At 28.5% G+C, this 12,157-nt stretch carries 13 protein-coding genes; all 13 read left to right on the plus strand.

Annotated features, from left to right (window positions below; all coding sequences use genetic code 11):
* Nucleotides 1-287 precede the first annotated feature (287 nt).
* The 13 genes from FVE75_RS11075 to FVE75_RS05070 all read left to right on the plus strand — a co-directional run bounded on the left by FVE75_RS11075 (nt 288) and on the right by FVE75_RS05070 (nt 11,498).
* Nucleotides 288-764, plus strand: a complete 477-nt coding sequence (locus FVE75_RS11075) for a hypothetical protein (RefSeq protein ID WP_197735204.1) — start codon at nt 288-290, stop codon at nt 762-764.
* Complete coding sequence (locus tag FVE75_RS05015; RefSeq protein WP_172618780.1) at nt 736-1,446, plus strand: nucleotidyl transferase AbiEii/AbiGii toxin family protein; 711 nt, start codon at nt 736-738, stop codon at nt 1,444-1,446. The genes FVE75_RS11075 and FVE75_RS05015 overlap by 29 nt, the downstream gene beginning before the upstream one ends.
* Nucleotides 1,447-1,548: 102 nt before the next feature.
* On the plus strand, nt 1,549-1,914 hold the full coding sequence (locus FVE75_RS05020; protein ID WP_172618781.1) for a hypothetical protein: 366 nt from the start codon (nt 1,549-1,551) through the stop codon (nt 1,912-1,914).
* Between the two features lie 71 nt (nt 1,915-1,985).
* Nucleotides 1,986-3,434, plus strand: coding sequence for a type IV secretion system protein (locus FVE75_RS05025; protein WP_147005515.1), 1,449 nt, complete (start codon nt 1,986-1,988; stop codon nt 3,432-3,434).
* A gap of 21 nt (nt 3,435-3,455) precedes the next feature.
* Nucleotides 3,456-3,806: a hypothetical protein gene (locus FVE75_RS05030; RefSeq protein ID WP_147005516.1), complete on the plus strand. Its 351-nt coding sequence runs from the start codon at nt 3,456-3,458 to the stop codon at nt 3,804-3,806.
* A gap of 15 nt (nt 3,807-3,821) precedes the next feature.
* Nucleotides 3,822-5,258 carry a lytic transglycosylase domain-containing protein gene (locus FVE75_RS05035; RefSeq protein ID WP_172618782.1) on the plus strand — a complete coding sequence of 479 codons (1,437 nt, stop codon included), beginning with the start codon at nt 3,822-3,824 and terminating at the stop codon, nt 5,256-5,258.
* A gap of 16 nt (nt 5,259-5,274) precedes the next feature.
* On the plus strand, nt 5,275-5,766 hold the full coding sequence (locus tag FVE75_RS05040; RefSeq protein WP_147005518.1) for a S26 family signal peptidase: 492 nt from the start codon (nt 5,275-5,277) through the stop codon (nt 5,764-5,766).
* On the plus strand, nt 5,750-6,142 hold the full coding sequence (gene traD, locus FVE75_RS05045) for a conjugal transfer protein TraD (protein WP_147005519.1): 393 nt from the start codon (nt 5,750-5,752) through the stop codon (nt 6,140-6,142). Before FVE75_RS05040 ends, traD begins: the two co-directional genes overlap by 17 nt.
* Nucleotides 6,129-6,800: a hypothetical protein gene (locus FVE75_RS05050; protein WP_147005520.1), complete on the plus strand. Its 672-nt coding sequence runs from the start codon at nt 6,129-6,131 to the stop codon at nt 6,798-6,800. The genes traD and FVE75_RS05050 overlap by 14 nt, the downstream gene beginning before the upstream one ends.
* Before the next feature lie 29 nt (nt 6,801-6,829).
* Nucleotides 6,830-7,897, plus strand: a complete 1,068-nt coding sequence (locus tag FVE75_RS05055) for a DUF4116 domain-containing protein (RefSeq protein WP_147005521.1) — start codon at nt 6,830-6,832, stop codon at nt 7,895-7,897.
* 18 nt (nt 7,898-7,915) lie between these two features.
* On the plus strand, nt 7,916-8,623 hold the full coding sequence (locus tag FVE75_RS05060; RefSeq protein ID WP_147005522.1) for a transglycosylase SLT domain-containing protein: 708 nt from the start codon (nt 7,916-7,918) through the stop codon (nt 8,621-8,623).
* A 132-nt stretch (nt 8,624-8,755) separates the two neighbouring features.
* Nucleotides 8,756-9,289 carry a C40 family peptidase gene (locus FVE75_RS05065; RefSeq protein ID WP_147005523.1) on the plus strand — a complete coding sequence of 178 codons (534 nt, stop codon included), beginning with the start codon at nt 8,756-8,758 and terminating at the stop codon, nt 9,287-9,289.
* 40 nt (nt 9,290-9,329) lie between these two features.
* Entirely contained in the window at nt 9,330-11,498 is a 2,169-nt protein-coding gene (locus FVE75_RS05070) for a DNA topoisomerase (protein ID WP_147005524.1), read from the plus strand.
* Nucleotides 11,499-12,157: the final 659 nt, after the last annotated feature.

Raw genomic sequence — 12,157 nt, forward strand, 5'->3', positions numbered from 1 at the left:
AAGGACAATGACAATAGAATATTAATCTAGTCTTTAGAGAAAGAATTTTAAATAAAATTTGAAAAAAATCTTAAATATGGTATACTTACATTAGAGAAATAACTAAAAATTTGTTCAAAATAATACTAAAATTATAAAATCAATTTTAAAGCGGTTAAGAGTTCCATATACGCAATTTGATTTTTTTTGGTATAAAACTTCAAACATTACATAAAAACTGTTTTAAATCAAAGATATGAAGGACATTTTTTTAGAAAAAGTTTAAAAAATTTAAATGAGGTGGGAAGATGGAATTATATGAAAGAATAATACCAAAAACTTCTTCAACAAGTTATATATCCGGATGGGAAGCATTGAATATTCCTGATGAAAATAGAAATACTGCTGATTGGCATCCAAGAACTTATTTATTTTCTTATGATAAAGACAAGGCAATAAATCTGTATAACACGACAAATATTTTAGGAAATTCTGGAATAAAGAAAAGAACAATAGATTATCCAAGTAAAAGGGAAGTATATATTGCTAATTTTCCAAGAGCGATTGCAGATTTGGTATTAACAATGAAGGATTATCAGTTACCTTCGCTTCATAACTGCTGCAGTGATTTTTTAAATGAAGATGAAACGGAACAGCTTTATCAGTATCTGAGAAGTATAAAGGATAATCCAAGAGTGGATGAGTTTCTTAAATATGAATTTACTGTAAGATATTTTAATGATAAGGAGCTTTATGATGAAAGAGTGGCAGAAGGACAGAATTGATATAATAAAAAAAATTTTACCAAAATTAGGTGAAAATTATGTTTTAAAAGGTGGAACAGCTTTATTATTATATTACGGATTAGATCGTTTTTCAGAAGATGTTGATTTGGATTCAATTAGTGGAAATATGAATATACTGAATAAATTAAAAACTATTGGACAGAATAAATGGAATATGAGCATAAAAAAAGATACAGGAACAGTTTTTAGAGTAATGGTTGATTACGGAGCAACGAATAACTATGGAGATTATCCTTTAAAAATTGAAATTTCTTCCCGAAATAAAAAATTTTTACAATCTAAAATTTATGATTATAAAAATATTGCAGGAGTTAATGTCTATTCATTAGATGAAATTTTAAAGATGAAAATAAGAGCATTTAATGATAGGGATAAAATAAGAGATTTTTATGATTTGTCCTATTTTTTGAAAAAACAGCCTGAAAAATTTACAAAAGATATGCTGTTAGACTTTAAAGAGCGTATGGATTATAAAAATTTGGATACCTTATCATATTTATTAAAGGAAGAATTTGAAAAAAATGAATTAAAGGATATTTCAAAAAATTCAGAAGAAATAGTTTTAGAAACATATGATAAGATTGAAAATTTAGTTATCAATTATTCTAAAAATAAAAATTTGGAATTAAATTCTGAAAAGAATAAAGAAATGGAAAGATAAATAAATTTTAAATATGAACGATATAAGGAGTGGTAATAATGAAAATATTTAGACAAGAAGTAAAAGAGATATTGAATATAAGGAAAACAAGGTGATGGCGAAATGAAAAAATCTATTTTTTTATTAATGTTATTGTCTAGTATGATTGCTTTTTCTGAAAAATTAACGACGAATGGAAAAGATAATTTAGATAAATTGAAAGGTAACTGGGATTCGATACAAGCAACTATTTCGAATACTCCAAAAGGCTGGTATATTTTATCTTATGATGAACCAGATTATAAGTTATATAGATTTAAACCTGGAGTTTTATATTTTAATCCAAGTGATAAATATAATAAAGCTAGTAATATTTATATTGCGTGGGATACAAAATATAAAACGCTTGTTACAGTCGATAAAAACTTAAATATAATAAAAAGAGAAAAAAGGCATGTAGATTGTTTGCACAATAATACTTGTAACTAAATTGTAAAATATATAAGGGCTAGAAAAATATTCTAGTTCTTTTTTTTTTTGCAATTTTTGAAAGGAGAATTATGAAAAAATTTATATTTTCAATATTCTTGCTAGTTGGAACCTTAATATTTGCTAATAAAGGAACATATGATGTAACAAAGTATAGACAAGATGTTGTAAATTATGCGATGTCTAATTTAGGAAGACCTTATAGCAATGATCGTAGAATGAATAATGGATGGTTTGACTGTTCAAGTTATATTAACAGGGGAGCAGTTTCAGCAGGAATGAAAGGAGGAGTAGATGGAAAATCTGGAAGTTCTGGAACTACAGCTACGATAAGAGCTTCAGGCTCTGTTTCTAAAATTTCGTTTGACAAATTAAAATCAGGAGATACTTTGAATTTTGCACCACGTGGTGCTAAAGGTATGGGGCATGTAGGATATATAATTGAAAATTTAGGAAATGGAAAATTTAAAATGGCACATGCCTCCAGTAGCAGAGGAACAGTTGTAGATATTATTGATTTGAGTGGTTCAGGATATTGGGCAAAAAGATATATTGGTGCAACAAGTGCTGAACAGGTATTAATAAATAATGGATATACACCAGTAAATTCAGATGGTACAGTTGCAATACCTCCAGCTGGTTCAGCAGTAGGAGCAGGTGCAGGATATTCAGGAAATAATATTTCGTCTGCCGCTACAAAATCGTCTTTAATGGTGGACTGGGATACAATTCAAAATGATTTTGTACAAATGATAGATGAAGGGTTGGGAAAATTGACTCCTGGATTGCTAGTTCTTTTAAGTGTATTGACAGTACTTGAAATAATGTGGGTTTTGTATGGCTATATAGCTAAAAATTCAATAGAAAATGTATGGCTGTCATTAATAAGAATCGCTATAAGATTCTCTGTATTAGCATATTTTATACCAAATGCAATTAAGTTAATTAATATGGGATATGAAATATTTTCAGGAATTGGCTCATATTTTATGGGAAATAGCGGAACTGTAACTTTAAACAGTATATGGGCGGTAGCAGGGAGAGAGGCTGCGAAAGTTTTAAAAATTATAGGAGAATCAAATTTTAATTTTTGGAATTTGGTTACTAATCAACAATTATTCTTTGAAGAACTGGCTAAAATAGTACTGCTATTTGGAATAATATTGTTAATATACTATTTTGTAATTAGAATACTGTTTCATATGTTAATGGCAGTATTGCAATTTAGAATGGCATTAGGGCTATCGTGGATATTTTTGCCTTTTGATGTAAATTCGATTACAAAAAGGGATTTAGGAAATAAGGCTTTAACAACATTTTTTCTTGCAGGAACTAAAATTGTCGTAGTAATGGCAATGTCAGGAATAATATTTAAGAATCTAGATACAACAAGTTTTGGGGAAATAACTTTTAAGGAACTTGAATTTCAGTCAATATTTCTTTATATAACAGTAGGAATGGTAATGGCTTTTGTAATGAATAAAGTTGATGATATAGTAATAACTCTTGCAAGAAATTAAAATTTAATGGAGGTAAAATTTATGAAGAAAATAATTTTAGTAATGATATTTGTTTTTGGGATATTGGGATTTTCAGAAAAACTTCATACTGATGGAAAATTTCATGAAAAGGAACTTATAGGTGAATATAAAGGTATGCTTGAAATAAAATGGAAAAATGGGGAACTGTATCTTTATCATAATTGGGATACCCCTAAATTATTGGCAAAATTAGTAAAATTAAAAAATGGAGTTTTCAGAGTGGATTATTATAATAAAAGGGCTTATCCACAAAAGGTATATTATACAGCTTGGGATATAAAGTACAAGACAATGGTTGATGTAGATGATAAATTAAATATCATTTATAATAATTACCAAAAATTTAAGTAGAAAGTGATGATTAGGATGAAAAAAATAGTGATAATTTTACTTTTTCTTCTGTCTTTTTTAACTTTTTCTGCAAATAATGAGGCAATGATAAACTACATAATAAAGTCTTCAGGTGGAAAAACAAGTAGAAGCGATGCTCAGAAAATAGTGAATACAGTAAATCGGGTATCTTCTCAGTATAATTTCCCTCCAGCATATATATATGGAATTATTGAAGCGGAATCTAATTTTAGAAATTTACCTGCAAATAGGGCAGATGCACGTGGCGTAATGCAGGTAACTCCAGGTACTTCAGCTGCACAAGTGGGATGTACAGGAAATTTATACAATATTGAATACAACATTGAGTGTGGTGTAAAATATTTTGACTGGATGAGAAAAAATGCTTCGCATTATGGAATAAAAAATTTATCTGATTTGGCGGCCGCATATAACTGTGGACCAGGATGTTTTAAGTCAGGCAGATGGAAAAATGTCAGTGAAACAACAAACTATATTAAAAAAGTTCCTGCTTATGGAAATAAGATTGCAAGCACCGCAGGGCTATCTCCACTTGATATGACACAATTTCCTGCTGGAACAGGAGGAACAGTATCAGGAAATAATATTAAAACAGCTTCAGCAAATTCTTCATTGATGGTAGATTGGGATGCGGTTCAGTCAGAAATTGCAGGAATGATAAATGATGGAATCAGTAAACTTGCTCCTGGATTATTAGTTCTGTTAAGTGTACTCACAGTTCTTGAAATAATGTGGATTCTATATGGCTATATAGTAAAAAATGTATTGGAAAATTTATGGATGTCCTTACTCAGAATAATGATAAGATTTTCAATACTGGCATATGTTATACCTAACGCAATTTCATTAATTGATATGGGATATGGAATATTTTCTGGAATTGGCTCATATTTTATGGGAAACAGTGGAGGAACTGTAACTTTAAACAGCATATGGGCAATAGCTGGAAGGGAAATAGGGAAAATCTTAAAGATTATTAATGAATCAAACTTTAATTTTTTCAATATTGTTACTGATTCAAGGCTATTTTTTGAAGAACTTGGGAAAATGTTATTGTTAATAGGGGTTATTATTCTTGTATATTATTTCGTGGTAAGAATAATATTTGAAATGATGATGGCAGTATTGCAGTTTAGAATGGCATTGGGATTATCCTGGATATTTTTGCCTTTTGATGTAAATTCGATTACAAAAAGGGACTTAGGAAATAAATCATTGACAACACTGTTTCTCACAGGAACTAAAATAGTTGTAATAATGGCACTGGGAGGAATAGTATTTAAAAACTTGGATGCGGCAGGATTTGGGGAAGTTACTTTTAAGGAATTGAAATATGAAACTATATTTTTGTTTATCACAGTAGGAATGGTAATGGCTTTTGTAATGAATGAAGCAGATAAGATAACAACAACACTTGCCAAAGGAAATTAAAAAGAGGGAGGAAATTATGGATATACGAACTAAAAAGTTTAACTTGATAATGCTTTCTGTATCAATATTTCTTGCCATAACATTTACAGGACTACATCTGTTGTCAAAAATTTATGTAATAAATGTAACACCGTCAATTCCATTAGGAATATATAAACTGGAAAAATTTGATGGAGTATTGAAAAAGGGGGATTTAGTTGTTTATGAGGTGGATGATAAATATAAAAATTTGACAAGTATAAAAGGGACAATGTTTAAATCAGTAAAACCTGTTGCGGCATTTTATGAGGATAAAGTTGAGATAAAAGATAATCGGATATATGTAAATGATGAAGATTATGGAGAAATATTTCCTAAAATATCGTCTAATTTCAATGGGAAAGTAAAGGAAGATGAAGTTTTGACATTATCTAAAATCAGGGGGACGTTTGATGGAAGATATTACGGTGCAATAAAGAAGTCAAGAATAGAGAAAAAAGCAAGGTTGATATATGAGTTTAGAATATGAAAATAAGATGATTAAGCTGAAATCAAATGAAAAAAAGAAACTTGAAATACATAAGAAAATAGTCAAGACGGATGAAAAAATAAGGGAAATCAGGCGAGAAATAGCAAATGATGCAAGAAGGTTAAACACATCAGAAAAAAATGAGAAATGGAAGCAAAGGACAAGAAAACTTATTGAAATGGGAGTTTTGCTTGAAATTGCGGATATTTTAAATGAAGATAAGGCAACGTTGCTGGGATATTTTATGAAGTTTCAGTTTTTAAGTAAAGATGAAATTAAAGACTGTAAAATTATGGGTGGTGAAGAGTTTCAGATGAGAGAAGAAAAGAAAAAGATGTTGAAACGAAGATTGGAGAAAAAAGATGAGTTTAGATAATTTGAAAGAAATGATGAAAAATGAAGGATTTTCTCCTTTAGAAAGTGATGATTTCGAAGAAATAGAGCGAGAAGAGACTGATAAATTAACAGAACTTCAAGATGATAAATTAAAAGAAAGAGTAAAATTAGAAAAGTCAGAAATAAAAGATGAACTTTCTGAGGAACTTAAGCAGTTCAGACACGACGAGGAAAGGAAATATAATCAGGAAAAGAGGATAATTGAGAGTGAATACGATGAAAAAATTTATCAGTTGGAGCAGCAGCAGAAAAAAATTTATCGAGATAGGAGAGAAAAACTATATGAAGCAGAAGATGCTCTAAAAATTAGAGAAAATGAAATTGAAGCGGAAATGCAGAAATTGGATGAAAAAGTAGTTGAAAAAGAAAATGAATTAAAAAAGTTGAGTGAAGAAATAGATAGAAAGTTGGGATTTAAAGAATATCTAAGTGAAAACGACTTTATATACAGAAACAAGTTAGAAGCTGTGTTGATACTAAGAAAATTGAAAAATAAAAGAATAAAGATACTGAGCAGAATAGAATACGACACTGTTTTTAAAAATATTATTGGAGGAGTGAATGAACTGATAAAAATGAATAATTTAATAATAGATTACAAAAAAATTTTAAAGGGGCAGGAAACAAGAAAGAGATAAAAATTTAATTAATAAGAAAGGGTAGAATAATGTTGCTGAGTGTATTTCAAAAAAATGAGAAAAAAGACTATTTAAAAAGGATAGGAGTAAAATTTTCTAAAGATGAAAAACAGGAAATAAAGAAAATGATAAAATCAAATTTGACTCTTGAACAGTTTAAATTATGTGTAACACCTGTACTTAATGAGGAAATATTGCAAAAAAGAGCTGAAAATAACTTGGATGATAGCAAATGGGAAAAACTTGTAATGAAAAAACTGGATGTAAATCAGATGAAGGAAATAAGGAAAGGATTTGAAAAAGGATTATCTGAAGAGGATGTTGAGCTGTATGTAAAAAGTGGATATGACAGCAAAACAATGGAAAAAATCAGGAATATGCTTGAAAAAGATAAAAATAACGAGTATCTTCGAGAATATTTGATGTTAAAGGATAAAAAGGAAATAAAATCAATTACTAATGAAAAATTGGAAAAATACATTGAGGAAAACAAAATGAATGAACTTAGAAATAAGGCTGATAAAATGGAAAAATGGTATGAAGCCTCAATATATGCAGGTAAAAATACATTTAAATATTATTCTTCAGAAAAAATAAGAGATGATGAAAAATATGTTATGAAAAAAGTCAAAGAAAATGGGAAAAATCTTGAATATGCAAGTGAAAGGCTTAAAAATAACAGGGATTTAGTTTTGGAAGCAGTAAAACAGGATGGACGTGCTTTACAATTTGCAAGCGAGGAATTAAAAAATGATAAGGAAATAGTGATGGAATCTGTAAAAAACTACCCTAATTCCTATCAATATGCAAGTTCTGAAATGCAAAAGGATGAAGATGTCGTAACGGAAGTTTTAAAAAGAAATGAAGACGCTCTAAGTTATGGAGATGAAAATATTAAACAGGAAATAGAGGAAATTAAGGAAAAATACAAGGACAGTGATTTTGATGGGCTGACAGATAGGGAAGAAAAATTTGTGTATGGAACAAATCCTTATTCAAAAGATACTGATTTGGATAGAAAGAGTGATTATGAGGAAATAAAGATAAATTATACAAATCCGAAAATAAAAAGCAAGGACATTGAAATTGAAAGATAGCAAAGGAGATGGTTATAAATGAAAAAATGTATATTGTTTCTTATGATAGTTTCAAAAATTTCCTTTTCTGGGGGAGAGATAAGTTTTCAGAAACAGAAGGAAAAAGTTGAGCAGGAAAGAATTGAGAAATTAAAAACACAAAAGGATAATGAGGCTGACAAAAATAAAGAATTAAACGATTCGCCTAAAGAAGATACAAGTAATATTCAATCGCAAAGCAACAGATTATTTTATGATGATAAGGCTGTAACAAATGTTAATAATGCTTCTCATATTAAAAAAAATATTGGGAGTAGAAAACTTATTGAATATATTAAAACACAGAACAGCAGACTGAATGAAAATGAAATACGAAATATACTTGGCTATGTTTTCAAATATAGCAAGGAATATAACTTTAATCCATATTTAGTTTTAGCAGTTATGAATACTGAAAGCCATTTTAATCATTCAACAGTATCAAGTGCTGGAGCAAGAGGACTTATGCAGTTAATGCCTTTTAATTTTAAGGAATTTGGAGTGAATAACAGCATATCAGGAAATATAAAGGGAGGTGTGCTGCATTTAAAAAGAGATTATGAAAAAACTGGGAGTGTTTCAAAAATGCTGGTCTGCTATAACGCTGGCTGTGGAAGATTAGCAAATAATGCTTGGAAAGGGATAAAGGAAACAAGGGAATATATACCAAAAGTAATTCAGAAATACAATAAAATAATAAACTTGTAACTATATTTTCTCACACGTGAGAAAATCAAAATTAGGTCAGTGGATTTTTTTCATTACAAAAGTTTTGAAAAAAAACGCTGAGCAGTGAAAATAATAAGAATTATGGAACAAGATTTGAAGGAGGAGTGAAAAATGTTTAATAATACTGCAAAAATTTTAATAGGAATATCAGTTATTTCTTCGTTATCTTTTTCAAAAGGGGAAATTAATTTTCAGAAACAATTAATAAATGAAAATAGTAAAAAGATAGAAACATTTGAAAATAATGCAATTAAGAGTAATAAGGACAGAGAAGAAAAAATAAGATATAAAATTGTGGAATTTGCAAAAACTCAAATTGGGAAGCCTTATGTGTATGGTGCGACTGGAAATAGCAGTTTTGACTGTTCCAGCTTTGTACAGTATGTGTTCAAAAAAACATTGGGAATTACAATTCCACGTGTTTCGGCAGAACAGTCAGTATTTAAGCCAAAATTGCATAATAATATTAAGAAGGGGGACTTGCTATTTTTTGAAACTTTGGAAAAGGGCAGAATTTCACATGTGGGGATGTATATTGGAAATAGACAGTTTATACATGCCAGCTCAAAAAGTAAAAAAGTAACTGTTTCTGATTTTAGTGGATTTTATCAAGAAAAATTTAGATGGGCAGTATCAGTATTATAAGAAAAGATAATATGAAAAATTATTGAACATAGGAGGAAATATGAAAAAATTAATAATAGCAGAAAAACCCGAATTAGCTAGAGCAATTGCGGCAATTATTCCTGGAAACAGAAAAGATGGAAGAAATAATATAATGATTGGAAATTATATAATTACTTGGGCAGTAGGGCATATTTTAAGACATAAAAAACCTGAAGAAATTGATGAAAAGTACAGAAAATGGAATATTGAAGATTTGCCTATTTTTTTTAGAAAATGGCCAAAAGTTCCTATAAAAGGAAAAGAAGAAATATTAAAAAATATAAAGCTGCTACTTGAAGAAACTGAAGAAGTTATTCATGCAGGAGATCCAGATGATGAAGGACAATATTTGATTGATGAGATATTAGAATACTGTAATTACAAAGGAACAGTAAAAAGACTTTTAATAAATAATAACAGTATGGAAGCAGTTAAAAAATCTTTTGAAAAAATAGAACATAATCATAAATATGTAAATCTGGGAAAAGCTGCAGAAGCGAGAGCTATTTCAGATATGATAGTAGGTTTCAATTTAAGTAGATTCTTTACTTTGTACAATAATGCAAGAGAAGCCTTGACAATAGGAAGAGTTCAGACACCAACTCTTGCATTAGTAGTAAATAGAGATTATGAGATAAAGAATCACATAAAGGAAAAATATTATGAATTATATTTTAATATGGAAATCAAAAATAGTATTGTACGGATGAAATATATTGTTCCTAAAAATTTTGAAGAAAAAATAATTAAAGATAGAAGTAAAATAGAAAGCATAATAAATAAATTAAATAATGAAGAAGGAATCTTTACAGTTAGGAGGAAAGAGGGGTATATTTCAGCTCCGTTACCTTTTAATTTGGCAAAATTACAAACAGAAGCTAGCAGTAAATTTGGATATTCAGCACAAAAGACGCAAGATATAACACAAATTTTAAGAGATAAACATTCTGCAATAACATATAACAGATCTGATTGTGAGTATTTGTCAGATGAACATTTTAATGAAGCTCCTGACTTGATTCCTGTAATAATTAAAAAATTAGGATTATCAGAGCTTAAGATTAACATTGTTAAGGAAAATAAACCTAGATGTTTTAATAATAACATAACAGATTCTTCTGCTCATCACGGTATAATTCCAACTCTAAGTGGAGATATTTCGAAATTTAGCATAGAGGAAAAAAATATATACGAACTTATAGCAAAAAGATACCTCATCCAGTTTATGGATGATGAGAAAATAGAAAAGACAGAAGCAATTTTAACTGTATCAAATGAGATTTTTAGAACATCTTCTATTAAAGTTTTAGAAAAAGGATATAAAAATTTTTATATAGAAGATAATGGAGATAATAGTGAAAAAAGTAAGGATAGTTATTCTGAAAGCTTACAGAATATTCCAAATGGTGAGTACAGGATAATTTTAAAAAATAAAAATTTAGAAATTGAAGAAAAAGAAACAAAAGCTAAAAAACCATATACAGAATCAGCTTTAATTTCAGATATGACAAGTATATCTAAATATGTTAAAAATGAAAAAATAAGATTAATCTTAAAAGAGAAAGATAAAGAAAAAAAAGGAGAAAATGGGAGCATAGGAACACCAGCAACGAGGGCTTCTATAATAGAAGGATTATTTAAGAGAAAATACCTGGAAAGAAAAGGAAAAACAATAATATCTACAGAATTGGCAAGAGAGTATTTATCAACGCTTCCAGAAAATTTAAAAAGTGCTGATATGACTGCATTATGGTGGTCTATGCAGGAAGAAATAAAAGAAGGTAAATCTGAGAAAGAAAAATTAACTGATTTTGTTCTACATCAAACGATAAAAATAATGGAAGAAAAGTATAAAAAAATTGAAAATTCAGAAATTATTGGGAAATACGAAGTTTTATGTAAGTGTCCTAAATGTGGGATTGGAAATATTATTGAAGGAAAAAAAGCATTTTATTGTTCAGAATATAAAAATGCGTGTAAATTTAGTATATGGAAAGAAAGTAAATATTTTAATCAGAAATTGAAAATTAGTAAATCAAGTGCAAAAAAATTAATAAAAGGTGATAAAGTACCATTAAAATTAAAAAATAAGGAAGGAAAGGAATACGAGGCATATTTCACAATGAAAATAAATGGAGATTATGGAAATTTGGAAAAAGGGGATTTTGTAAATAGAAAGAAAAAGTAGTAAGAATTAAAGTTGTTTAAAGATAAAAGATAGGTGGTAATTATGGAAAAACATAAAATTGACTGGATAATAAAAACTGGAAATGAAAAAGTAAAAAACAGTATTGAAGAATATAAAAAATTTTTAAAAGTAATGGGAAATAACTATAAGTATTCTGTTTCAGCTCAGCTTAACATATATTGTATAAATCCGAATGCAAAAGCCTGTGCTGAATTTAGTTTTTGGAAAGATAAAATAGGTAGAGTTGTCAAGTATAAAGAAAAAGGAATTCCTTTGTATATTCAAGAAAAAGGTAAAAGAGTATTGACATACGTTTTTGATGTGTCGCAAACAAAACAGGTTTCTGAAAAGGATAAGTTCAGACTGTGGAAATTTGAAACGGAGCATAGAGAGATTTTTCAAAAATTATCAGGAATATCTGAATTTGATAAAGGAAAAAATCAAGTTGTAAAGGATTTTTCTAAAAATTTATATTTGAAAAAATATGATATTGATAATAAAGGAGTTTTAAGAAATTTCATTGAAAAATCAATAACGATAGCTATAAATGAAAGACTTGGAATATCCGAAAACCTTGAGTTTTCTGAAAATGAAAAAGAAGTGTTAAAAGATATTTTTGATAAAGATTACTTTAATAAAATATCAAATGAAATATCAAT

Source organism: Leptotrichia hongkongensis (genome assembly GCF_007990635.1).
Taxonomy (GTDB): Bacteria; Fusobacteriota; Fusobacteriia; order Fusobacteriales; family Leptotrichiaceae; genus Leptotrichia; species Leptotrichia hongkongensis.